Origin of the sequence: Clostridium fessum (assembly GCF_027698965.1) — a bacterium.
Lineage (GTDB): Bacteria > Bacillota > Clostridia > Lachnospirales > Lachnospiraceae > Otoolea > Otoolea fessa.
Genome location: NZ_JAQEQF010000004.1, coordinates 105,327 through 130,624, shown reverse-complemented (window position 1 = coordinate 130,624; position 25,298 = coordinate 105,327). Strand labels below are relative to the sequence as shown.

The following is a 25,298-nucleotide window of genomic DNA, read 5'->3' as shown; positions in this document are numbered from 1 at the left end:
CTACTGAACAGTTACCCTTATTTTACTTAATCCGTCAGCGCCTTATGATATTTCGTTTTCCGGTAAATTTTCCAAATAATGATACCCGGAATGCTTACGGTACATACGACGGTACTCACGCCTCCGATCACTCCATATATTCCAAATAAGATGGCTGCGATGATGTTCATACTTAATTCCTCCTGACTCATTCATTTTTCAATGCAAGCTCACTATGCTTTGTTCCCCATTTTATTCTTTTTATCCAAAATGAAAAGAGTTTCGGCGCATCCTTAGCAAGACTTTAATCATCCTTTCGCTTTCTTACGTTATTCATAATAATTTCGAAATATAAGTTAAAAGCGTGAAAATATTGATTTTAAAGGGTTTTTTCAATTTTTTAAAACTTTTTCAATTTTTTTCAAAAAAACGCTTGCATTTTTTTTGAAGGCGTGATAGTATATAGGAGTCGCTGATGAGCACCGCTTCAAAAGCGAGAAAATCATATCGAGGCGTGGCTCAGTTTGGTAGAGCGCTGCGTTCGGGACGCAGAGGTCGCGTGTTCGAATCACGTCGCCTCGATTGAATAAAATTAAATATGGCCTGTTGGTCAAGCGGTCAAGACGACGCCCTCTCACGGCGTAAACCCGGGTTCGATTCCCGGACAGGTCACTGGAAAGAGATTCGAGATTCGAGTCTCTTTTTTATTTTCTTCATTCTTGACCTTTCACCAAATCATGTAAACTATAACTGAATTTTGCCGATGCTCCGCATTCCAGATCGGCAAAATACACTTTTCTACAGTATCGAACAGGATTTTCAGTCCAGAAAATTCCTGCCTGCAAATAGTAACTCTCCTTTTTTCTTCTTCATATACTGCAATATAGCCAATATGAAAAGAGGTATCTTTTTATGGAAACATACAACTACGATGCAGCAGCAGTGCCTGAGGGGGATGCTGACACGACTCCGGCGGCGGCACCGGAGACGGATGCGGCAGCAGCTGGAACCAGTGATACGGCACAGTCTGGATTTAGTTCTCAGCCTCCTGTTATCTTAACATATCCGGACAGCTCATCCAATGATCTTCAGGTATCTCCGGGCTTCGGACCATACGGGGATGTGATGCCCACCCTGCCGTCCAATAATCATGGCAGCCCGAACACCGGTGGCTGCATAAACTGCGGCGGTTCCAACTGGAAGCCATCTCCAAATGGCGCGCTCTGGACCTGGGGCATTCTCTCGCCGTTCTTTTCCACCTCATCAGAGATCGCGCACCTGCGTTTTTACAATGCCGCCTCCATCCGCGAACCGATCGATATATACCTGAACGGACGTCTGGTCGTATCCGATCTGGATTACATGAATTATACGCGCTACATGCACATCATCCCCGGCATCTACCAGCTGACCGTCTACCGCCGGAGCAATCCGGGCTTCGCCATCGTCAACACGAATATCCGGCTTCGCAGCGGTTACAGCTACACGCTGGCGGTTCTGGGTACTTTTAATGATTTTTCGGTGCAGATGCTCAACGCCTGATCGCTTTTATTTGAGAAAAGTGTAAATGCGCAGACCTACTGAACAGTTACAGAAAAGCTTCTTCGCGCGAGTACACATCCTCGCGGAGCGTTTTTTGTTTCATAGGACGCAATTTCCTAGGACGCAATTTCCTATGAAAAAAGAGACCGCCACGTTCACGCGTGCGGTCTCTCTTCCGTGTCCTCTGCAATTATAAATTTATGATGAGAATATAACTGTCCGAACCTTAAACAGCCATCTATTTTTCCGGCTCATCTGTCCGGTTTGCTTCCTCGATCTTTGCCAGATGCGCGGCTGCAAATTCTTTGATTGCCTCAAAACTCTGCGGGCTGATCACATGTTCAATGCGGCAGGCATCTTCCACTGCCACCTCTCTCGGCACATCCAACGCTACCAAAAGCTTTGTCAGCAATGTATGACGCTCATAAATCATCTCCGCGATCTTCCGCCCCGACGGCTCCAGAGTGATATATCCCTCATGATCCATCGAAATATAACCATTTTCGCGGAGATTCTTCATCGCAACGCTGACACTTGGTTTTGAATACCCCAGCTCATTGACTACATCGATCGAACGGATCATCGGCTTGCGATAGCTTAACATAAGAATCGTTTCCAGATAATCCTCTGCTGACTGCTGTATTTTCAAAGTGATTCCCTCCAAACTTCTAACACATAACCGGTCTGGCTTCGTGCCTCCCCGTCTCCCGCAGAATCATCTGCCCAAGCTTCCGACCAGTTACCATAATATTATATATTAGAATACCATACTTGGAAGAATATTTCAAACCATATTGAACAATATATCGGTTCCAAAAGTGCCTACCCGTGAACAGTTCCCCGGCGGATGCCCCTATACTATACAATCTGTTTTTTCATATTTTTCATCTAATACTTAGCAAGCTGCACAGTGTTCCTGCAAAATTTCTTCCAACGCGGTTTTGCTGCTGGTGTGGCAGCGGACAACTTCTGTCCGGCTTCCCTTTGCACCATCAACCGCCGTCCGAATCATTTTATGGGAAACGGTGCTTGTAAAGAGTACAAGCAGATCCGGCGCTCCGATCTGTTTGCCGAAATCCGCCGTCATCTGTGTAAATACCTTTGCCTTACAGTTAAATGATTTGCAGATTTTCACGTACTGGCTGACCATGCGGTCATGACCACCTACAATTACAACACTCATATTTTATCCTCCGAAAGTTAGCTCTGTCTAACTGCTGATGAAGTTAGTATACACTAACTCATCTTGTTTGTCCAGAGGAAAATTGAAATTCATAGAAAATTCATAGAAATAAACGTACCGTGCAAGACTATTTTTCACCAACCAACCTTATCTTACACGGTACGCATTTTCCCATTATCCATTTTTATCCAATACTAATTTTTATCGTATTTTACGCTTTTAACACCTCCTCTGTTACTCCCGTTTTTCCTATTCCAGCTTTATACACCTCCAATCCCGATATCGCTATATCAAATGTCCAATCCGTTTCGCACAGACATTCCATTTTCTGATACACATCCCAACGACTCATCGACGTATGTTCTTCTAACTGATATTTTCTCCCCAGCTGCCGGTATGCATGAAGCCCCAGTCTATGATATGGCAGAAATTCCAATTCCTGACAATTTTTAAGTTCCTGGCATAACTGCGCCGTTTTCCGAATATTTTCCACATCATCATTGACTCCTTCTACCAGCGGCACACGGACATGAATCGAATGCGGCGCGCAGATCGCATCGGATTTGCGGATATTTTCCAGAATACAGGCATTGTCCTGCCCCGTCCATTTCTTATGCTTTTCCGGATCCATGGTTTTCACATCCACATAAAACATCTGCAGATGCGGCACGATCCGTTTGACATTTTCAAACGAAGTAAACATATCTAACTCTGCCGCCGCATTGATACAGGCATCATCACAGGCCTCCAGCAGTGCTTCCGCAAAATCCGTCTGACAGAACAGATCACCTCCTGAAAGTGTCACGCCACCACCAGAATAGAAGAAAAACATCTCATCCTTCTGGATCTCGCGCATTACCTCTTTTACGGTCATCTCCTTGCCATAGATCTGCTGTGCCCGGTAATTGCAGGCATCCACACACTGAAAGCACTGTTTACAGCGGCTGTAATCCCTCACGATCTCTCCCGTTTTTTCGCTCCGGCGAAGTGCCTGTTCCGGACAGACCTGGATGCAGGCACCGCATCCGGTGCAGCGCTCTTTCATATAGTAGACTTCCCGCTGCCCCGACTGTGACTCCGGTGTCGAACACCAGGCACAGCGCAGGGGACAGCCCTTAAAAAATACAACCGTCCGCATTCCCTTCCCATCGGAGAGGGATAACCGCTCAATCCGAAGAATATTTGCTTTTAATTCCATACGCTGTTCCTCCTGTCAAGTACACCTTGCCTGCTGCCCGCCACCGCGCATGATGCACATCCCCGGTAGCTGATTTGCCGTATTTTTTATGAAACACGGCAGATTTCACTCTTTTTCCTAGCAGATATTGGAATGTGAAGTTCTGGAAATGATATCGTCCTGTACTTCTTTTCCAAGCTCTGTAAAATATGCTGTATAACCAGCTACACGTACCAGCAGTCCGTTGTAATCCTCCGGATGCTTCTGTGCTTCTTTTAAGGTCTCCGTATCGATGACATTGAACTGTGTGTGGAATACGCCCAGGGAGCAGAGACTCCGCAGGTAGTTCATCAGTTCTTTTGTCGAGTTCGGGCTGTCGCGGAATACCGTATCCATCTTTACATTCAGCAGGGTTCCCTGATTGAAACGGCCATGCGGAATGTGGGAAATGGATTTCAATACAGCGCCCATGCCCTCGGTATCGGTTCCCTGGTTCGGAGATACGCCGTCTGCTAACGGTTTCCAAGCCAGACGTCCGGACGGAAGTGCACCGACCTCCAGACCAAACGGAGTATTTCCAGATACCGGAAGAATACCTGGCGTCATCTTGCCGAATTTGCTGTGGAACGACTCAATATAGTCCGCGATAAAACAGAACATATCACCGGTCAGCTCGTTTACTTCGTCGTCATCATTGCCGTACTTCGGAGCTTCATCACACATCTTCTTGACATCCTCATAACCCACAAAGTTTGCATCCAGTGCATCCAGAAGACGCTGCATCGTTACTTTTTTCTCATCAAATACAAGTTTCTTTACTGCAATCAGGCTGTTGATCAGGTCTGCTACGCCGATCGCATCAATACCATTTCCAAGGTTATATTTCGCACCGCCCCATGCGTAATCTTTCGCATTCTCTACGCACTCATAGAAAGAAAGGGAAAGTGCCGGAACGACCCTCTGGAAGCCAATGTCATCGCATACATGGCTGGAAGCCACGGTTCCGCGAAGTTCATAGCGGATCTGCTCTTTGACTGCCTCTTCAAACTCTTCGTAGGTATTAAAGGCAGTCGGATCGCCGGTCGCCTCAGATGCCTGAATGCCATATTTACGGCTCTTGCCGTTTAACAGGGCAAATTCAACCGCAGAACCTAAGTTGAAGTCTGCATATGCGGTGTAGCATCTCTGTTTTCCTTCCAGGTTCGTCTCTACACAGCCGCATGGATTCCAGTTATATGCTTCTTTTAACGGGATTCCCTTGTTCAGGAGCATCTCGATACCAACTTCATCGTTGTGGAATGCCGGGAAACCGGTTCCAAGCTTGATAACCTCTGCAATCTTCTTTAAGAAGCTGCTCGGATTCTTCGCCATATTGTAGCGGACAGACAGGGACGGCTGATATAACTGTACTTCTGCGGTTGCCTGCAGAATCAGGTACGACACGTCATTGACTGCGTCCATGCCGCGCTCATCCACACCGCCGCAGCATACGTTCTGGAACATTGGGTAACCGGCGGAAAACTGTGCAGTTACCTGATCCTGGAACAGGCACTGCTCAGAGAATTTAACCCATAAGCAGTCCAAAAGTTCCTGCGCCTCTTCCTCTGTCAAACGGCCAGCCTCGATATCTGCCTTATAAAATGGGTAAAGATACTGATCCATACGTCCCGGGTTGTAGCTTGCTGCATTCTGCTCCATGAAAATACAGGTCTGGTAAATATACATCGACTGAATCGCCTCGCGGAAGGTACGCGCCGGTTTTTCCGGAACCTGATCGCAGGTCCCTGCAATCTGTAACAGTTCTTTTCTGCGCTTCTCATCCGGCTCTGCCTCTGCCAGCTTTCTCGCCTCTGCCGCATAGCGGTGTCCCAATGCGGAGATACCGTCAGCTGCCAGCTCCATCGCTTTCAGGTATTCAATCTTCTCATAGTCACCCGGACGGGTAATATCAAGTGTATCAAGCACTTTATGGATATGCGCCTTGATTCCCTCCATGCCTTCTTTAATGACTCTGGAATAACCCGCAGTCGTCTCGCCCCAGCCACGAACCGATTTACGGTTGATGTAAAGAGCGCCGCAGTCACGTAAGGTTGCCGCAAAATCTGGGCATTGTACCAGCCACTGCTCATACGTGGAACGTCCCTTCCAGTACGGGCGGATGATCTCCTCAAATGCCTTCCGATCCTCTGGGCGCAGATAGAATGGGTCATATGGACGGGTACTGATGGTATCCAGCTCCTCATCCAGAACCGACCAGCAGGTATCGACACTTAAAATACCGCCGCGCTGCTTGCTTCCGGCATTGCCGACAATCAGCTCATCCCCCCAGATTTTTACAGTTTTCTCCAGGCACTGTTTCTTAAATGCATATGCTTTCCGGATGCACAGCGGCTGTCCCTCTGATTCCTGGAAGCCCTTTGTCAGGATAATTGCATTTTCCAGATCCATCTCTGGCTTGGTCTTTAATACTCTCTGTTTTAATCGGTCAATCCGATCCATGTATGGTTTTCTTTCGATTGCTGCCATCTGATTTCCTCCTATTTTTTACTCACATTCCCATTCTGTGGGATTTATTTTTTTAGCACCTGATATAAATCTCTTTTCGTTTAAAAGTATAGCAATTCTTATGTGGAAATGGTACAATATCAATAACTAAAAATACCAAAATCTTAACATATTGAATTTTTATAGAAAGAAGGGATCCTTTGAAATCTACTTCCCAGTTACAGGAAATCAACCACTATCAAGATCAAGATTTTCCGGTCAATGTCTACTATTCTGATATTCATTCCATGCAGCCGCCGGGACGCTGGCTGCGCGACTTCCACTGGCATGATGAGCTGCAGTTTACCCTCGTACTAAGCGGAACATTGACAATGCAGGCAGATAATCTTTCTCTGCCCGGACAGGCTGGAGATCTGATTTTCGTCAACACCTCCCTGATTCATGCCGTCACACAGATGTCGGAAGACGGCTCCTATGCGAGCCTCAATTTTCCTTACCGCCTTCTTGCCTTTTTTCCTGGAAGCCGCATGGATCAGGACTACGTCCTGCCCTATACCGCCGGCGGGAAATTCTCCGCTTTCTCTATTCACCCGGAATCCGAATGGCAGAAAGAGTTGATCGGACTGCACAAAAAAATAACCGATTTATTTCTTTCCAATCAGGTTAAAGGCAATGAATATTCTATCTGCATTAAGATTGCCTCGATGTGGAATCTGCTGATTTCCAATTTTCACAGCAGTGGGAATTCTACCTCTATTAACCTCCTGCGCCAGCAGCGCCTGCAATCCATTCTCCTGTTCATCTATGCACATTACGCAGATGATTTACAGCTCTCAGACCTGGCTGCATCAGCCAATATCAGCGTCGGAGAATGCTGCCGGATTTTTCAAAATATTCTTCACACAACTCCCTATGGATATTTAACTAATTACCGCATCCAGACCAGTGTTTCCCTCCTTCACCGCGATCTGCCCATCTCACAGATTGCCGGACTGGTCGGATACAACCAGGTCAGCAATTACATCGCCACATTCAAACGGATCATTGGCTGCACACCGGCACAGTACCGGAAACAGCACTTATCAAAACCAGATATCCCAAGCAGTTAATGGAAAACCGGTCGGCTTCTCTTTATCAGAGAAACCGACCGGCTGCTAAGGTGGTATAAAAATATAAAGGGGGGCTTTTTCAGGATGATGCAACGATTATTTTAATTTTCCAATTTCATCAAATCGTTTATAAGCATCGACAACTGCATTGATCACGCTGCTGCGGAATCCACGGTCTTCCAGTGTCTTCACACCGATCATCGCCGGACCAGCCGGAGAACACACATCATCTTTTAAATTCTCAAGATGCTTTTCGCTCTGTAAAAACAGCTGCACGGTTCCAAGGATTCCTTCCAGTGCATATCTTCTCGCCTGATAACGTAGAAGACCATTGTAAACGCCGCCGTCTGCCAGAGAATTAGCAAACATTGCGATAAACGCCGGGGATGTAGATGTTAATACTGTGCCTGCCACAAACTGGGAGGCCGGAAGGCTGTCAAATCCACCGGCTTCACGTAGAATATACCGGAATTCGTCCTCCTGTTCCTTCGTGTAGCTGTCGCCCTGTTCGATCAGGATAAAACCTTTTCCAATCAAGCAGGCTGTATTCGGGAGAATACGGATAACCGGAACATTCTTTCCTTCTAACTCTAATTCTTTCATATAGGTTGAAACCTCAACACCCGCTACAATCGAAACGATAATTTTTTCCTGCCCTTCTTCTGCACATGCCGCAAAGACCGGTTTCACCTCTTCCAGAACACTCTTTAAAAACTGCGGTTTTACACAGAACACAACATAATGAGCTGCCTTGATCGCTTCTCCATTGGTCTCAACAAAGTTGCATCCCAGCTCGTCCGCTAATTTCTGTCCTTTTTCTGTAACCACATCTGTAATCACAACTTCCGATGGATCAATTCCCTTGCAGGCTGCCGTTGCAAGAGCTGTACCCATAGTTCCACTTCCAATAAAAGCAATTTTTTTCATAGCTGGTCTCCTTTCAACTTAAAGTCCGAGTTAGTAATATACTTCAAATATATCTTATGTGGCTTATATTTCCCTTCGCCTTTCAGCGAAGGGAAGTTCCCGCTCTCAGCGGATAAATTTTTCTTTAAATGCCTGAACATGCGCTTTCTGAACCGATATCAATTTATCTACATCTCTCTCCTGAAGACAACGATAAATTTCCTCATGATGTCCAATATCCATATCATCAATCGAAGATAAATTAATCCGGTTTAAAAACAGAAGACGAATACTCAAATCCTGGTAATTATTCATCTCCCGCTCAAGAAACGGATTCCTAGTCATAGAAGAAATAATTCTATGAAATGCTCGATCCAAAAGAACTCTTTCTTCCGCATCTGTCTCCTCTCTCAGGACTTCCAGGCTGTCTTTCAGCCGCTTTAAATCTTCTTCCGTCCGATTCATAGCAGCAAGCTCTGATTCAAGTGGAGACAGAGCAAATCTCATCTGATAAATCGATTCCACTTCATATAAGGAAATCTCATTTACCATAATACATTGTCTCGGGACAATTTTCACAAAGTTTTCCCATGCCAGTCGATTCAGTGCCTCACGGATGGGAGTTCGTCCCATCCCCAGCTCTTCCATCAATTCAGCCTCTACTAATGTCTGTCCGGGGCGAAGTCTGGCTGTAATAATCATCATCTTAATCTTCTCGTATGCCACATCACTAACTCGCATTGTTTCCCTCATCTTTCTTGTAGAACAAATCTGTGATTTGCATCCAACTTCTTTTAGTCTACAGGAATGCTTATTTTTATAATAGCGCAAATAAGGATCAAATTCAATTAGACTTTTGTATATACCCCGTTTCTGATATAGTTACTGTTCACGCATACATGCCCAGTAACCTGATATGCCCTATTTTTTTTATAATTTTTCGACGCATCGCTTGTAATTTTCTTCCGCGTTGCCGCCCTTATGCCAGATATCCGCGATCGCTTCCGCGATTGGAAGCGGATCCGATTCATTGTACATAACATTTCGTCCCAGCAAGATTCCGCGGATATTGCTGCTGATTCCGATCTCTTTCGTGTACTCTTCTACAACCTCAATCGGCTCACTCTTTACCTCGTCTGGAACTACCAGCACCGGACAGGTGGTCGCCGCCGTCGGAACTGCATATTCATGATTCAGCGGAACTTCAATCCATTTGCCGGATGCACGGCAGCCAAGAGCGCCTACCACGCCGACTACCTTACACAGACTCTCTGAATCCGTCTTCATCGTAAACCCCGTTTCCGTTGTTTCTACATACAGCGCCTCGATAAAAATTGGAAGACCAGCTGACTCTGCTGCATTGACAGCTTCTGCACAGTACCGAACCGTATATTTGCTTCGCTCATCCATCGGATTCAGACGGATCATAAACTTTACACCGTCCATTCGAAGTTTCACTAGGCGATCGACTGTATAACAGGACGGCATATCGTCCATCTCCCATACTGTATTTTTCAGACCGCCCCGGTTCACAGTGCCAACCAGCATCTTCCCATCCAGAAACGCCTTTTCTCCACGTTCCCGCTGCAATTTATTGAGGATAAATAAATCTTCAATAATATCCGGTGTCGCCTCGATTCCATCAATCTGATCACTCTGCAGCATCCGCACCAGGCGGGATAAATACTCCCGCCTATTACTTAAACCAATCGGATTTCCTTTGTACTCATTGATCATTCTGGCATTGTGATCCGCTGCCGCAAATACCAGCTTATCATGCGGAAATCCCGGTTTTTTTCGCGCCGCCGCTTCCTGCTCAACAACCTCCGGAGAAAAGGCTTTTATCTTGTTTAATTCTTCAAAAATCTTGTCGTTCAAAAAACTTTGATAATCAAATCCCATATACACCTTTGCCTTTCTCTGTCACTGAACACATTTTATTTTCCAAAATTAACGATTGCGTCAATTTTATCTCTTCCGCCTACTTTATCGCCCCACTGATCATATACGCTCTGTGCTGCCTCGATAAATGGTTCGCGATCCGGCTCTGTGATTTCGATGCCCTCTCCCTTTAACAGTTCCAGGCACTCATCCTCAGATGCTGTATAAAGTTCTCTCTCTTTATCGATCATTTCTTTGGTGCACTCATCGATAATCTGTTTGTGCTCGTCCGAAAGAGAATCATAGAAATTCTTAGCAACTACGCAGATACCTAAGTCGTTGGTCCATCCAACCATTGCCCAGTGCGGCGCTGCCTCATAAAACTTCTTGGAATAATAGTTTGTATTGGCCGCTTCTGCACCGTCAATGATGTTCTGCTGCAGCGCTGTGTATAATTCGCCGTATGCCATCGGCAGCGGGCTTGCGCCGAATGCGGTAAAGGAATCCAGCTGTACCTGATTTTCCATGGTACGGATCTTGAGGTTCTTTAAATCTTCGATGCTGTTGATCGTCTTCTGCGTTGTCATGATATGTCTGGTTCCCAAATCCAGGAAGCCCATCAGATGGAAGCCTTTCTCCTCACAGTCACCGCTATAGGACATTCCAATCTCGTCAGAGTCCAGAACGGAATACATATGTTCCTTATCTCTCCAGAGGAACGGAAGGCAGAATATATTAACAGATGGAACAAAGCTGGAGAACGGCGCTACCGACGTCATCGCCATCTCTACAGTGCCAAGCTGCATACCCTCAATGACATCTCGCTCGTTGCCAAGCTGGTTATCCGGATATACTTCTACTTTAATTTCGCCATTGGAGCGCTCTTCCACAATCTCTTTAAAATACTCCGCTGCTTTTACCGGAGGTTCGGTTGCTGCCTGTGATAAGGAAACCTTTACGGTCACCGCACCACCGGATGAACCGCCTGTATTAGCCGCTGCCTTTGCGGACTCTCCTGTGGAAGCGCTGCCGCCTCCTCCACATCCTGCCAGAGAACCAGCTGCCACCAGCATCGCCATCGTCATGCTTACAAACCGTTTCACATTTTTCTTCATAACAATAAATCCTCCTTTCATTTCATCTTTTTATCCCATTAACTGCGGCAGCCATAAATAGGTCTGCGGGAAATATGTAACAATAATCAGTACAACTAACATTGCAAGAATCGTAGGAATTACAAACGGGAATACCTCTCTTACACTTTTGCCGGTCAATCCACAGGCAACGAATAAAGTTGCTCCATAAGGCGGTGTTACGTATCCAATCGCCAGGTTGATGCAGACAATAACACCAAAGTGAATCGGGTCGATTCCATAAGCGGTTGCTACCGGGAATAAGATCGGCATTAAAACGATAATTGCAGAGAAACTTTCCATAAACATTCCAACTAAGAACAGCGCAATATTTAAGAAAATAAGGAATGCAGTCTTACTTGTGATGAATGTATTCATAACCTGGATTAAGAGCTGCGGCAGCTGTTTTGCTGTGATAAACCATGCAAAGATATAAGCGCAGCCTGTGATAATCATGATGCCAGCCGCTGTCTGCGCGGACTTAACAAAAATACCAGGTAAATCTTTCAATGTAATTTCTTTGTAAATAAACATACCTACCAGGAAGCCATAGACAACCGCCACAGCCGCTGCTTCAGTTGCAGAAAAGATACCGCTGATGATACCACCGATAATGATAATCGGAAGTCCTAAACCAGGAAGTGCAGAAAACATCGTTCTCCGTACTTCTTTCGGATCAAACTTGGTTGTCTGGATATATGCATCTCCGCCCCTGGAAGCGTGAATATAGGAGTAGACCATCAGTGCCACACCAATCATAACTCCAGGAATAGCGCCTCCGAGGAATAACTGACCAACAGATGCACCTGTGGAATATCCAATCAGAACCATTAAGATACTTGGCGGAATAATCGGTCCGATACTTCCTGCTGCTGAGAGCAGAACCGTTACGAAACTCATGTTATAGCCTTTTTCTTTAAATGCAGGCGTCATGATCGAACCGATTGCTGCTGTTCCAGCCGTTGCTGAACCGGAAATTGCCGCGAAAATCATGGATGCCAGTACGGCTACCATCGCCAGACTTCCTTTTACAAAGCCGATCGACGCACTTGCAAAATCTACAATCCGTTTGGACATACCGCCCTGATCCATCAGATTTCCTGCCAGCATGAACATCGGAATCGCCATGATCGGCCAGCTGTCAAGACCCGCAAACATTCTCTGCGGTACCAGAACCAATGGGAAATTTCCCTCAAGCATAATCGAAAGTGTCGTTCCCATTCCGAGTGCAACAAAAATAGGGGCTCCGATTAGAAACAGACACAAAATACAGATAAATAAAAATCCTAACATATCGCAGCCTCCTTTACTAATCTATAAATTCTCTCGGTTCTTCCGGTGCATTCTTGTTTTTTAAGCGTTCGATAAAGGTAAGGAGCTGTTCCATAATCATCAAAACTCCACCGGTTGGGAATGCCGCGTAAATCAAAGCCATCGGAATCTGCATCGCCGGAGACGTCTGAGCCGTCGTAGACTGTACTACTTTGAACCCGAAATATGTCATAATACATAAGAAAACAATCGTTAAAAGATCTACAATCGCGGTCAAAATGCGTTTCGGCTTTTGCGGAAGTGCAGATGTCAGAACATCTACCTGAAGGTGAGAACGATTTCTCATCGCAATCGCCGATGCCATCAATACCAGCCATATCATCAGATATCTCGCTAATTCTTCGGTCCATCTAAGAGGACTCTGTATTACAAAACGAAAAAAAACCTGAATAATAACTGTAATTGTCATCGCAAGGAAAAGAACAACTACTACCGCATCATTTACATTTCGAATTATCTGGAGAAGTGGGTTCCCCTTTTCTTTCATAATGTATCCCCCTTTCCTGGATAGTTTTTACAAAGGCGGCAGCCGGTGAAACTGCCGCCGGTTTTTTATTAGATCTTTCTCTCTAAGCCGCGTTTCTCATAGTAAGAATCCGGGATATCTTTCGGATCTTTGTACATAACCATCACGCACTTACCGTCACTGCCGATAGTCGGCACATCCATAATGAATAATGGCCATCCAAACCATTTGTACCAACCAAACTCCCACATGGTTGTACAGTTCAGGCAGTAGCACTGGAATCCTTCCTTATTATAAGCTCTTGGATCCGGTTTATCTAAAGTCTGTACCTTGTCTTGACATTCGGTTACCAGCCAGCCGCCGCTGTTACAACGCGGAAGTGTAAAGGTAATCTTCTCCTCATCCTCTTCCCAAATCTGATCGCCGTTATCATGAAGAGCAGACCATAATACTGCACGGTTCTCCAGGAAATCTTCCATTGGGAAATCTTTATATGTAGCCTGACCCGCTTTATATTTCTCCATCCAGTCCTGCAGACATGGCGGATAGCACCATAATGCATAGTCTTCCATACATTCAAAGATCGCCTCATCCGGTGCCCATTTCTTGAAATTGCGTAATGTCTGATTTACCCAGCGGACTGCGAAATGGTGAAATCCTGTCTTTTTCTCTACATTTAATTTGTGCAGCTCCAGCGCTTTTTCCATATCACCGGCTTTGATCGCTGCCTCTAATTTATCAATATTGCGAACCGCATAATCATTGCGAACCTTTTCCAACGTCTCTGTATACATCTTCTTTTCCATAATCTATACCTCCTTATTACCAAGCTGTCTTCTTTCCGTATTTTTCATCTTCCTGGATCGGGAAATGCACTTCTTTACCAAGGTCGCTCGACTGATAAATCGCACGGATAAATTCAAGTGTTCTTCTTCCCTCTACGCCGTCTACCATCGGCTCACGATCTTCTTTGATCGCATGGATGAAATCAGTAAGCTGTCTTCTGTGATTTTCGGTTGCCACATAGCCAGCACCCGTTGCTGTATCACCAGAGTCAACTTTTACCTTGGTCAGGTAATCATCCTCGTTCATGCCTTCTACTTTCCATTCTACGATCTCTTCTTCCACAATCTTGATCGTACCTTTTTCACCATGGATTTCGATGTGACGCGGATAACCCGGACGGACTGCACTACTACTTACCAGGCTTCCCAACGCCCCATTCTTAAATTTGAATATTGCGTTGGCTACGTCATCTACTTCAATATCCGGATGCAGGGTTGTCATATAATTACCAGTCAGTCTCTCTACATCGCCGACTAAATAAAGCATTAAGTCAATAAAATGAACGGTCTGGCTAATCAGGGAACCGCCGCCCTCACCTTTCCATGTACCTCTCCATGCACCGGAAGCATAGTATTCATCGCTTCGGAAGCATTTTCCAGAACAATCAACCGAAAGAAGTTTACCAAGCTTGCCTTCATCCAGCGCTTTCTTGATCAGCTGAGCCTGATCCATGAAACGGTACATAAAGATAACACCAAATTTAACGCCCGCTTCTTTACATGCTGCAATCATCCTGTCAGCTGCATTACAATCGACAGAAATTGGTTTCTCACACATTACGTGTTTGCCAGCCTTCGCACAGTCCACAACCATCTGCTCATGCAGGAATGGAGGTGTTACTACACAGACAGCATCGATATCATCTCGTTTCAGCATCTCTTTATAATCCGTGTAATAAGACGGAATATTGTACTCTTTGCTGAATTCCTTTGCCACATCCTCTTTCACGTCACAGAATGCAACAACCTCTGCTTCCGGGATATCCCGAAGTGCTCCTGCATTTAACGGACCTGCCATACCGCCGCCGATAATACCAAATCTGATTTTGTCGCCCATACTCTTTTTCCTTCCTTTCTTTTTTAATCTTTTATTAGTACATGCACTTTGTTTTCTTTAATATATCTCAGATATCTTACTGATATATTAGCACTTTATTTTTTCATTTTCAAGTCATTTTCTGATTTTATTTGACGAACTTTAAATCGTATTGATCTTTTATCATGTTTTATTTCATTGTATTGTACATTTCCAATCCATTTTCCCCCATATTTCCCTTATTGCATAAACAATCGGTCAATTTTATTCTCATTCAAATATTCTTCCGCCATTGATTCCACATAAATCTTGAACAGATTTCATAGAACAATTCTTTTCTACAAAACAAAGAAGAGCCATTTAATGTCTCTGCATCAAATGACTCTTCTCATTTTCAATTCTTTACTGCCCAATCTCCGCCGCCGGACCCACTGCCGGTTCCTGCGCCGGACCGTGTCCTGGTCCGATGTCGCTGCCCGGTCCTGCCGGCACGATCGTCGTGCTAGATTCTGCCGGATCTTCAACTGTCTCGGCAGGTGTTTCCGGCACCACCGCCGGGGCTGAATACCGTTTTCCTGCCGTACCCGTCTTGTGGATCCGCTGCATCCGCTCTTTGATGGATTCGCTCTTGATCTGCTCGATCTTGGCGCTGGCGTCTTCTTTTAACTCCTTGCTGCTGCGGCCGGAATCGCCGCTCTTTGCAGACTCCAGAAGCTTCGCCGCCTCATCCGAGAGCAAATGATCCCTTCTGAAATTCGCCGCGGTATATCCGCTGGTTGTGATTTCAAATGCATCCGGATGACCTGCCAGATAGGTTCCTTCTCCGCGTCCATTGTCCGTCTCCGGGGTATCAAAGGACGCCGCCGGAAGCCCCTCTACCATCTTTTCCATCGCATTTTTCCAGATCTTCGCCGGATACGTGCCGCCGTACAGGCTGGAAAGTGTCTTCTGCTGGTCGTAGCCAACCCAGACCGTCATCGTATAATATGGCGTCATGCCGCAGAACCAGCCGTCACGGCTGCCGTTGGTCGTACCGGTCTTTCCGGCCGCCTCTATATTGCCGCTCCACCCCATCGATGCCGCCGTACCTTTTGTGACAACTCCCTTTAAAATATCGGTCATCATCACGGCGCTGCTCTCCTGGTAAACCTGAACCGATTCATAATCTTCAAAAATATCTTCGCCCTGGTTATTGATCATCTTGATAATACAGGTCGGTTCGCGGTACTGTCCCCGGTCTGACAGCGCTGCATAAGCGCCCGCCATCTCCTCGGTCGTCATACCGGTGGTAAAGCCGCCCAGGGAGGTCGCCGGATAATAGTCCGCCGCCTGCACGCTCGCGAAGCGCATCTGGGTTAAATATGCCATGCCGACATCCGGTGTGATATCATCATAGATATACCATGCCACACCATTTTTACTTCGCTCGACCGCATTTCGAAGCTCCAGCCTCTCGCCGGAAAGGGACTTCACATCCACGCCCTTCTGCTTCGCCGCGTCAATATCGATATTCGGAATCTTTGTTTCCGATGTGTAACCATTTTCCAGTGCCGGTGTATACACGATCAACGGTTTGATAGAACTTCCCGGCTGTCTCGGGCTCTGGAACGCACGGTTTAATGTGTAGGTATCCGTCTCTTGACTACGTCCACCCACAATCGCCACGACGCGGTTCGTCTTGTTGTCAATAACGGTGGACGCGCCTTGCAGCTTGTAAACGCCGTTTTCGGATGTATTGCCATCAAAGGACAAAACTCCATCTAATGCATCCTGCAGGATCGTCTGCTTGTCCGGATCCAACGAGGTATAAAGGTTATAGCCGCCCGTGTAGAGCGCATCGCGCTCCTGGTTGTACACCTCGTTGTAATTGGCATTGTACTCTTTGTAAGCCTCGTCGCTGCGGAATCCATACTGGAATTCAAAGCCGTCACGGCGCATCAGATAGCGAATCGCACAGTCGATCGCATACGTCGTCTCATAGTTGTGCAGCGGCACTCTCTGGCGGTTGACCGTGATCTCCTCCGCCTTTGCCTCTTTGCACGCTTTCTCCGTAATAAATCCCATACTCAGCATATCTTCTAGAATCTTATCGCGGCGTGTCAGCGCATTTTCCGGATGACGGTACGGGTTGTAATACGTCGGCGAGTTCGGAATCGCACACAAATATGCCGTCTGGCTCAAGGACAGTTCATCCGCATCCTTGCCAAAATAACCTCTTGCAGCCGCCTGAAGCCCGTAGTACGTGTTCGCGAAGCTGATATCATTGATATAGAACTCCATAATCTGCTCTTTGGTGTATTTCTTCGTCAGATCTAAGGAAATCAGCATCTCCTTGATCTTCCGCTCCATCGACACCTCGCGGGTCAGAAAACGGTTTCTCGCTAACTGCTGGGTGATCGTACTCGCGCCGTGCTTTTCTGCTCCCTCAGTCAAAAAGTAATTGATTGCGACACGGAAAATACCTTTTATATCAATGCCTGGATTTTCCCAGAACGTCCGATCCTCGATCGCCACAAATGCGTTGACTGCATTCTGCGGTATCTGGTCATACGTCAAATAACTGGAATCCTCGTCTCCCGTCAGCTTCGCCAGCACATTACCGTTGGAATCATAAATATAACTTGCCTCCTGCAAACGGAACGTATCCAGCGTACTGTTTTCCACCACTCCCTCTATCTGGCTTTTATAGTCCTCATAGAGCGGAATCAGCTTATATGCGCCAAATCCGGCACCGCCAATCACCAGCAGTACCAGACACACCAGAAGCGTCTTGAACATGGTTCCAAAGATCCTTGCCATCGCATGGAACACGATCTGCCCACCGCTCCGGCTGTTATTTTTGCCCGCTTTCTTTTGCTTGCCGACATCAATTTTCCCGCTTTTCTTTGCAGTGCCCCGCCTGCCCGAAGATCGTGCGGATGAAGCTGCCGGCTTCTTTCGAACGCCGGAGGCGTCCTCTCTCGTCTGTTTCTCCCTCATCTCTTCCCTCATCTTCCTATGTATCTATGGTTGCTTCCATTCTATTTTCATGCGGCACCTTAGACTTCAAAAATGCCTGTCTGCGGACAGCAACTTTTTATACTTTTCTGACAAAATCAGCTTGGACTCCCTTTTATTATAAGTTTTTTTGTCCAAAAGAACAAGCCTGTTTTCGAAATCTGCTCAATCTCCTGCCGCGTGTTACTGTTCGCGCATACGTGCCCAGTAACGGAATTTGCCGGGGCTTCAAAAATACCTATCTGTAAACTGCATTTTCGCTGTATCAACGCCGTTTCCGAAAAAGAAATGCTAAAAGTTCATGCACTAACAGCGGCGTGGCGGATAACAGGAGAAGCGCCAGCCACTCTGCCGGGTGCAGCCGCACCGTGTGAAGGAGTTTCATCAAAAAAGGAATCTCCGTCACCGCAACCTGCATCAGAATCCCCACAAGGAATGCCGCAAGCATCAGCGGATTTTTCCCAAGACTGCGCGAAAATGCCGAGCCCGTGAGCGAGCGCATGCCGACCGCGTGAAAGAGCTCCGACAGTCCCAGAACGGTAAATGCATACGTCTGCGCCCGCAAAAGCTCCTGTCTGCTGAAAAATGCCCCCAGCGTGACCGCTGCAATCAGACACCCGTAAAATGCCATGCAAAACCATCCGCCTCCGGCAAACAGCGACTCGCCCGTCCGGCGCGGCGGCTGACGCATCAAGTTTTCCCGGTCGTTTCCATCCATGCCGAGTGCCAACGCCGGAAGCGAGTCCGTAATCAGATTGATCCAAAGGATGTGCCCGGCTCCCAGCGGCGCCGGTATTCCGATAGCAACGGCGGCAAACATGGTTAAAATCTCCCCCAGATTGGAGGAAAGCAGAAACAGTATAGATTTTCGTATATTTTCATAGATGCCGCGCCCTTCCTCAATTGCCCTCTCGATCGTCGCAAAATTATCATCCGTCAAAATCATATCCGCCGCCTGCCGCGCCACATCGGTGCCGCCTTTTCCCATCGCGATCCCGATATCGGCTGATTTAAGCGCCGGCGCATCATTTACGCCGTCCCCGGTCATCGCCGTCACGCACCCGGCGCGTTTTAAAGCCCGCACAATCCGGACTTTATGTTCGGGCGACACCCGTGCAAAGACTGATACAGAACCGATTCGTTCCTCCAGAGCTCCCTCATCCAGCGTTTCCAGCTGCGCCCCCGTCATGCATTCTTCCCGCCGTTTGGCAATCCCCAGCTGCCTGGCGATCGCAAGCGCCGTGTCTGCATGATCTCCAGTGATCATGACCGTCCGCACAGATGCCCTGCGAAATGCCTCAACTGCCCCGGCTGCTGCCTCCCTCGGCGGATCCATCATGCCTGCCAGCCCCAGAAATATCAGGTTCTGTTCCAGCTGTCCCATCTGTTTCTCCCACTTTCCATCCGGCATTTTTCCTGTTTGAAGCTCCCTATACGCCCCCGCGAGTACTCGCAGGGCACGCGCGGACATACGCGTGATCTCCGCCTCAATCTCTGTCCGCCTCTCCCTGGTCAGCGGCACAATTTTGTCCTCTTCCATCTCATAACGACACCTTTTAAGAATCACATCCGGCGCCCCTTTTACACAAGAAATCCAGTTTTCTCCCTGCTCATGCACCGTCGTCATTCTCTTCCGATCCGAATCAAAGGGAATCTCCCCTTTCCGCGGATATCTCCGACGCAGATGCTCCGGAGAAACACCACAATTTTCACAAAATCCGTACAGCGCCCGCTCGGTGGCATCCCCCACCGTCTCCCCGGCATCGCTGCACAGCGCAAATACCTCCAGAAGCCGTTTTCCCACTTCTCTTTCCTTAGAGCGCGCCAATTCCTGTTCCGTATACTCCTGTCGATTTACATAACATGTCGTCACCGTCATCTCATTTTTCGTCAGCGTCCCCGTTTTATCTGAGCAGACCACGCTGACTGCCCCCAGTGTTTCCACGGACGGAAGACGGCGCACGATCGTGCCAGCCCGCGCCATTTTCGTCACTCCCAGCGCCAGCACAATCGTCACCGTCGTCGGAAGCCCCTCCGGCACGGCAGCTACCGCCAGGGAAATCGCAGTGAGCAGCATTTCCATCACGTCGCGCTTCTGCCAGACGGCGAGGGCAAATAATAAAACGCACAGCCCGATCGTAAGAATACTCAATAGTTTCCCCAGATCCGACAGCCTTTTTTGCAACGGTGTCTCCTCCTCCGGCGCCTCGCGGATCAGAGAGGCAATCCGCCCTACCTCCGTATTCATGCCGGTGGCGATGACAATTCCCTTTCCCCGCCCTGCCGTCACATAAGAAGTCATAAATGTCTCATTTTTACGCTCTGCCACCGGAAGCGCACCGGCGGCTAAAAAATGGCTGTTTTTCTCAACCGCCCGCGATTCGCCGGTCAGCGCTGATTCTTCTGCCCGCATTTCAGCTGTCTCGGTAAGACGCAGGTCGGCTGGAACCTGCCGCCCGGCATCGAGCACGACCAGATCCCCCGGCACCAGCTCCCGCGCGGCAATCTCCCGCTCTTTTCCTTCCCGGATCACAACCGCCTCCAGCTGCGTCATCCGTTTTAAGGATTCGAGCGCTTTCTCCGCCTTCCCCTCCTGAATCACGCCCACCGTGGCATTTAATACGACAACCGCCAGAATTACCCCCGCATCGCCGTACTCGCCCAAAAGCAGGGAGATCCCGGCTGCCGCAAACAACACAAAAATCAGGGAGTCGCAAAGCTGTGCCCCGATGCGCACAATCAGACTCCGCGGTGGTGCTTCCCGCAGCTCATTTTCCCCATAATGGCGCTGCCGCACCTCCACTTCCGCTGCCGATAAGCCTGTCCGCAAATCGACCGAAAACTCCCTGCACACCTCTTCCACCGTCCGGTTCTCATACATGCGCATTTCCCCCTTTTTCTGTCCCTGTTCTGTACTTTTCACAGACTGCATTTATTCATATGCGGAAAATAGGGGGGATTAGAACTGAATGGTTAGAATAAAGAAATGGAAAGCATAGTCCTGTTTGATGCTCAAATGGCATCGGAACTCTTATTGTTTCGATGCCATTCTATAAATTCTGTGATTTAATTTTATCGTTCTGTTTCTGTCACATACCTTACACCTGTGGTTCCGGCTCCTGCGTCTGCGCGGCCGGTTTGCGCTCCATCGGCATATAACCTTCTTTCTTCCGCTGTATCGGCTGTACAGTCACCGTTGCTGCCGTATCCCGGAACGCCGGGAGGCTGCCTGTCTCCATGTAAGCGCGGAACGGAAGTTCGCCCTGCACTGGGTCTTTCACGGCCTCATTTTTCTCCACTTCTGGCCGTTCTCCTCTGCGCGGTGGACGGCGCTCAAACCGCTCCCGCCTTCCAGAAGCCGGGCGGTCTTCCCGTTTCTCATTTTCCGGCACCGCGCGGTTTCCGCTACGTCTGTCCGCTGCTCTCTCGGCTCCCGAAACACGCGCTGCCCTCTCTCTCTCTGAGCAAGCTCTTTCTCTGCCCTGCGTGCGCTCAGTATTCCCCTCAGCAGCACGATCCGCTGTACGGTTCCGATAGCTTCTCTCCGATCGTTCCGGTCTGTCACTGCCAGACGGACGTTCTTGTGCGCTGCGCTCCTGTTCCGGCTTTTCGGCTTTTTCCGGTGTTTCCAGACGTGTTCCCCTATTCGGACCACTTACGCCTCTTGGCGCCTGTGTCCGCTCCGAAAGAGGTCGAACCTGCATCTTATTTTTCTTTTCCTTCTCCCGGAAGCTTTTAAGTACGATCGCCGCCGAATACTGGTACGCATAGATACAGCTTTTCATCAGTTCCTGCTCTTCCTCCGTCTTGCAGGAACTCAAGAGCATCTCTTCCTCTTCTTTTTCCAGATATGCCTCTCCGTTCGTATCGCGTTCCTTTACCGGCTTGTAGATCCGGTATTTCTTGTAATACGGCGGACATGGAAACTGCTTATTCTTAACCGGTTCCGGTACAATCCGCAGTTTGTAGGTATCGGACATGCGCGCCAGAACATTATGTATTTTCTCACAATTCTCTCTCGTATTTGTCTCCCGCGCCGGGATACAAAGTAAATAATCCATCTATTTTCCCTCACATCTATCAAACGATCCTTTTCAAAATCGTTTTCTTCTCAAATTTTCTACATTTACGCCAATCTTTATTGTATCATGTCAGAGAAAAACGGGCAAGTGAAAAAGAATGTGCCTCACGACAATTTCCTGTTACACAAAAAAGGCTGCCACACGAATGCCAAACGAACGTTTTCCGTCCGGGGCCTTCTGTTTGTGACAGCCTGTTTTCCTTTATCTAACGCAGCCATATTTACCTGCGTGTTACTGTGAACAGTAACACCTGCGTTCCTCAGTCTCTTACACCATCCAGTCTTTCAGCACGCCGTGATCGCGCAGCAGCTTTCCAATCACCGTCTTGTCAATCTTCCGGAGAATCGGCTTTTTGAGTGCTTCAAACGGCATCGGCAGCTTCATTTCCAGCGGCGATCTGCCGTCCATCAGCTTGACCGTGCTGTCCAGAAGCTCGCGGATATCGTAGACACTTCCCCATACCTCCGGTACGCCGCGGTCTACGCCGCACAAGCCATACACCGCTTCCATCGCGGTGCGGACGGAATACTCGGTCGTGAAAATAGTATCACGCGGGGTCTCCGCAAACTGCCCCAGAAATGCCGCATTGACACATCCATCCGGGATAACGTCCGGGCGGTCTCCGGCACGCCGCGGCATAAAGAATGCTGTAATATACGGCATCATCGTCGGCGTACAGTTCGCATGGTTCTCAGCCAGTTCCTCGATCTGATCCTCCGGGATTCCGAGATGGTACAGCCATTCTTCTGTGATCTCCTTGCCCGTGCAGGCGCGCATCGGCTTCTTCACATAATCGCCCGGTACATCCGTAAATAAACTGTATACCCAGACGCAGATCTCGTCCTTATCCTGCGCTTTGAACTGTCCCTGACGGTTGATCGTCCAGCTGAGCAGCCAGCTTGAATCACGGCAGCTCACGATACCGCCTGTTACGACGCGTCCACTTCTCGGATCCCTGCGGCAAATCTTGCGGATCTGGGAAATGATTGTCTCATCCGAAGTCGTGACCGTCGCAGACTCCCAGTTCGTCTTCTGGATATCCGAGCAGAATTTCTCCGGATGTCCAAATGCCGGATCCTGCGCAGCAATCTGACGCCACAGACTCCAGCAGCCGCTGGTACGCACTTCCGCACCTTCTACCGGTGCCTGATTCTGGTCACCGTAGATCGTTCCCTCAGTACAGCTTCCGTTCGTAATAAAGACAAAATCATCCTCAGTCAACGCGATTTCCTTCTTCTCGCCGCCCTTCACGTACTCGATCGCCTTCGCAACCTTTTTCTCACCCTGGATGTCAAACCGCACATTCGTAACCTCGGTGCCAAACTGGATCTGGACGCCTGCCGTCTCCAGATATTTCTGCATCGGCAGAATCAGCGACTCATACTGGTTGTAACGCGTAAATTTAAGTGCCGAGAAATCCGGAAGTCCGCCAATGTGGTGGATAAAACGCTGGAAATACCGTTTCATCTCCAATGCACTGTGCCAATTTTCAAACGCAAACATTGTTCTCCAGTACAGCCAGAAATCCGAATCAAACACCTCATTATCAAACACATCCTCAATGGATTTGTCATACAGATCCTCATCTTTCGTGAAGAACAGCTTCATGATCTCCATGCTGCCTTTCTGGCTCAAGCGGAATTTGCCGTCCGTGTATGCGTCCTCGCCTCGGTTGACCGTCGCACGACAGAGCGAGTAGTTCGGATCGTGTTTATTCAGCCAGTAATATTCATCGAGAACTGATGCCCCCGGCACCTCCAGGGACGGGATGCTACGGAACAGATCCCACAGGCACTCAAAATGATCCTCCATCTCGCGGCCGCCGCGCATCACATATCCACGGGTCGGATCCTGAATACCGTCGCATGCACCGCCTGCTACCTCCATCGCCTCCAGAATATGGATATTTTCTCCCGGCATCTGTGCGTCTCTCACAAGAAAACACGCCGCCGCCAGAGAAGCCAATCCACTTCCGACGATATAAGCCGATTTGCCCTCGATTCCCGCCGGTTTCTCCGGACGTGCAAATGCCTCATAATTTCCCTTTGAATAATAAATTCCCTTGCTGTTTTTCTCCTGGCTGCCGCGTTCCGTATTCCGGTAATCCGAAGCCGACTTAACCACTTTTCCTGCCTTTTTCCGCTTCGACGCCGCTGCCGCCAGCCCCGCTCCAACTGCCAGTGCCGATACCGCACCCGCTTTCCATGCTTTCTTATTCATGTCCTGATCGCCCCTGCCTTTCTTCAACTTTCAAACCATTTCTTTTTTACGTTACCCCGATATCTAGTTTTTGATACTATCTAATAATGATTTGATAGTAAAACTTTTTTGAAGAAAAGTCAAGAGCATCGCTTCTCTCTCATCATCTTCTGTCACTTCCCGTTTGCCTTTGGTCAGGACAAGTGGAAGGTGCTGATCCTGCGTGACCTGCTGCCGGGAACGAAGCGGTTCAGGGAGCTGAAAAAGTCCGTAGGCAATGTGTCTCAGAAGGTTTTGACCGCCCAGCTCCGGGCGATGGAGGAAAACGGGCTTCTCCACCGTGAGGTCTACGCCGAATTAGCAAATATTTTTGCTGGGCGGCAGCTCTACTTTCTGCCAAAAATGGCATCGAATGGCACTGGCATACTGAATTGGAGTTTATTTATATTGAATCCGGAACTGTTACTTTGTGGATTGGAGAAGACCAATTTCATTTAACCGAAGGAAATGGCATATTCATTAATACAAAGGTACTCCATCGCCTTTATTCTCCCTCAAAAGCCCTCATTCCCAATTTTGTATTTATGCCTTCTTTTATTGCCCCTTGCGACAGCCTGATTTATCAGAAATATATTCTGCCGATCATTTCTTACCCATTGCCATTTCTCATATTTCATATTAACCCCAACGGAATACCGGAAACATAAAAGCCGCTGATTGGGACGGCGCTGCATTTCCGGCTGCCATCCGCGGGATTCTGGTCAATGCCTTGCCGAAACTCATGCATCCGACACACAGCTTGGAGATTTGAATATCCTCTGCACCAAAAATGTCGATTTCCATACTTATATTTGAGATTCTGATAAGCATTACAGCGGCTTTTAAAAAATCTGTATTGATTTTTCTGCGTGAGATGTTATAATCGG

Annotated in this window: 22 protein-coding genes and 2 tRNA genes; 6 read left to right on the top strand and 18 right to left on the bottom strand. The window is 48.0% G+C overall.

The features are described 5' to 3' along the window. Nucleotides 1-26: 26 nt before the first annotated feature. Nucleotides 27-170 (bottom strand): hypothetical protein, encoded by a 144-nt coding sequence (locus tag PG862_RS06935; RefSeq protein ID WP_022358601.1) that lies wholly within the window; start codon nt 168-170, stop codon nt 27-29. A gap of 317 nt (nt 171-487) precedes the next feature. On the opposite strand from PG862_RS06935, the gene PG862_RS06930 reads away from it, so the two are divergent. The 3 genes from PG862_RS06930 to PG862_RS06920 all read left to right on the top strand — a co-directional run bounded on the left by PG862_RS06930 (nt 488) and on the right by PG862_RS06920 (nt 1,521). Continuing rightward, nucleotides 488-561, top strand: a tRNA-Pro gene (locus PG862_RS06930). A gap of 18 nt (nt 562-579) precedes the next feature. Continuing rightward, nucleotides 580-651 (top strand) — tRNA-Glu (locus PG862_RS06925). A 240-nt stretch (nt 652-891) separates the two neighbouring features. Beyond that, entirely contained in the window at nt 892-1,521 is a 630-nt protein-coding gene (locus tag PG862_RS06920; RefSeq protein ID WP_270706929.1) for a DUF4397 domain-containing protein, read from the top strand. A gap of 238 nt (nt 1,522-1,759) precedes the next feature. On the opposite strand, the gene PG862_RS06915 is transcribed toward PG862_RS06920, so the two are convergent. From PG862_RS06915 to PG862_RS06900, 4 genes are all read right to left on the bottom strand, one after another. Further along, nucleotides 1,760-2,170: a metal-dependent transcriptional regulator gene (locus PG862_RS06915; RefSeq protein WP_118743142.1), complete on the bottom strand. Its 411-nt coding sequence runs from the start codon at nt 2,168-2,170 to the stop codon at nt 1,760-1,762. Between the two features lie 246 nt (nt 2,171-2,416). Continuing rightward, nucleotides 2,417-2,704, bottom strand: coding sequence for a DUF2325 domain-containing protein (locus PG862_RS06910; protein ID WP_022358490.1), 288 nt, complete (start codon nt 2,702-2,704; stop codon nt 2,417-2,419). A 211-nt stretch (nt 2,705-2,915) separates the two neighbouring features. Next, complete coding sequence (locus PG862_RS06905) at nt 2,916-3,902, bottom strand: glycyl-radical enzyme activating protein (protein ID WP_270706927.1); 987 nt, start codon at nt 3,900-3,902, stop codon at nt 2,916-2,918. A gap of 117 nt (nt 3,903-4,019) precedes the next feature. Next, on the bottom strand, nt 4,020-6,407 hold the full coding sequence (locus tag PG862_RS06900; RefSeq protein ID WP_107001103.1) for a glycyl radical protein: 2,388 nt from the start codon (nt 6,405-6,407) through the stop codon (nt 4,020-4,022). A gap of 179 nt (nt 6,408-6,586) precedes the next feature. Here PG862_RS06900 and PG862_RS06895 point away from each other — a divergent pair, with 179 nt between their 5' ends. Beyond that, on the top strand, nt 6,587-7,495 hold the full coding sequence (locus tag PG862_RS06895; RefSeq protein WP_118467187.1) for an AraC family transcriptional regulator: 909 nt from the start codon (nt 6,587-6,589) through the stop codon (nt 7,493-7,495). 96 nt (nt 7,496-7,591) lie between these two features. Here the strand turns inward: PG862_RS06895 and proC are convergent, their stop codons facing one another. The 12 genes from proC to PG862_RS06835 form a co-directional block, all read right to left on the bottom strand. Continuing rightward, nucleotides 7,592-8,422 (bottom strand): pyrroline-5-carboxylate reductase, encoded by an 831-nt coding sequence (proC, locus tag PG862_RS06890; RefSeq protein ID WP_107001105.1) that lies wholly within the window; start codon nt 8,420-8,422, stop codon nt 7,592-7,594. 105 nt (nt 8,423-8,527) lie between these two features. Further along, complete coding sequence (locus tag PG862_RS06885) at nt 8,528-9,142, bottom strand: GntR family transcriptional regulator (RefSeq protein ID WP_181357223.1); 615 nt, start codon at nt 9,140-9,142, stop codon at nt 8,528-8,530. Nucleotides 9,143-9,331: 189 nt separating this feature from the next. Then, complete coding sequence (locus PG862_RS06880) at nt 9,332-10,303, bottom strand: Cgl0159 family (beta/alpha)8-fold protein (RefSeq protein ID WP_118522759.1); 972 nt, start codon at nt 10,301-10,303, stop codon at nt 9,332-9,334. A gap of 35 nt (nt 10,304-10,338) precedes the next feature. After that, nucleotides 10,339-11,397, bottom strand: coding sequence for a TRAP transporter substrate-binding protein (locus PG862_RS06875; protein ID WP_182426606.1), 1,059 nt, complete (start codon nt 11,395-11,397; stop codon nt 10,339-10,341). A 30-nt stretch (nt 11,398-11,427) separates the two neighbouring features. Next, nucleotides 11,428-12,708 (bottom strand): TRAP transporter large permease, encoded by a 1,281-nt coding sequence (locus PG862_RS06870; RefSeq protein ID WP_118467183.1) that lies wholly within the window; start codon nt 12,706-12,708, stop codon nt 11,428-11,430. 16 nt (nt 12,709-12,724) lie between these two features. Continuing rightward, the gene (locus PG862_RS06865; RefSeq protein ID WP_107001110.1) at nt 12,725-13,234 is read right to left on the bottom strand and encodes a TRAP transporter small permease; all 510 of its coding nucleotides are present in this window, start codon (nt 13,232-13,234) and stop codon (nt 12,725-12,727) included. 68 nt (nt 13,235-13,302) lie between these two features. Next, nucleotides 13,303-14,019 carry a hypothetical protein gene (locus PG862_RS06860; protein WP_107001111.1) on the bottom strand — a complete coding sequence of 239 codons (717 nt, stop codon included), beginning with the start codon at nt 14,017-14,019 and terminating at the stop codon, nt 13,303-13,305. Nucleotides 14,020-14,035: 16 nt separating this feature from the next. Then, the gene (locus PG862_RS06855) at nt 14,036-15,115 is read right to left on the bottom strand and encodes a Gfo/Idh/MocA family protein (RefSeq protein ID WP_107001112.1); all 1,080 of its coding nucleotides are present in this window, start codon (nt 15,113-15,115) and stop codon (nt 14,036-14,038) included. Between the two features lie 381 nt (nt 15,116-15,496). Continuing rightward, nucleotides 15,497-18,073 carry a transglycosylase domain-containing protein gene (locus tag PG862_RS06850; protein ID WP_270706924.1) on the bottom strand — a complete coding sequence of 859 codons (2,577 nt, stop codon included), beginning with the start codon at nt 18,071-18,073 and terminating at the stop codon, nt 15,497-15,499. Between the two features lie 283 nt (nt 18,074-18,356). Beyond that, on the bottom strand, nt 18,357-20,972 hold the full coding sequence (locus tag PG862_RS06845; protein WP_270706922.1) for a cation-translocating P-type ATPase: 2,616 nt from the start codon (nt 20,970-20,972) through the stop codon (nt 18,357-18,359). A gap of 217 nt (nt 20,973-21,189) precedes the next feature. Beyond that, nucleotides 21,190-22,152, bottom strand: a complete 963-nt coding sequence (locus tag PG862_RS06840) for a hypothetical protein (protein ID WP_270706921.1) — start codon at nt 22,150-22,152, stop codon at nt 21,190-21,192. A 288-nt stretch (nt 22,153-22,440) separates the two neighbouring features. Next, entirely contained in the window at nt 22,441-24,393 is a 1,953-nt protein-coding gene (locus tag PG862_RS06835) for an oleate hydratase (protein ID WP_270706919.1), read from the bottom strand. A 141-nt stretch (nt 24,394-24,534) separates the two neighbouring features. Here PG862_RS06835 and PG862_RS06830 point away from each other — a divergent pair, with 141 nt between their 5' ends. Then, on the top strand, nt 24,535-24,870 hold the full coding sequence (locus PG862_RS06830; RefSeq protein ID WP_243027720.1) for a winged helix-turn-helix transcriptional regulator: 336 nt from the start codon (nt 24,535-24,537) through the stop codon (nt 24,868-24,870). Beyond that, on the top strand, nt 24,804-25,079 hold the full coding sequence (locus tag PG862_RS06825; protein WP_243027704.1) for a cupin domain-containing protein: 276 nt from the start codon (nt 24,804-24,806) through the stop codon (nt 25,077-25,079). Before PG862_RS06830 ends, PG862_RS06825 begins: the two co-directional genes overlap by 67 nt. Here PG862_RS06825 and PG862_RS06820 read toward each other — a convergent pair. Next, complete coding sequence (locus PG862_RS06820) at nt 25,051-25,215, bottom strand: hypothetical protein (protein WP_182432175.1); 165 nt, start codon at nt 25,213-25,215, stop codon at nt 25,051-25,053. The genes PG862_RS06825 and PG862_RS06820 overlap by 29 nt on opposite strands. Nucleotides 25,216-25,298 lie beyond the last annotated feature (83 nt).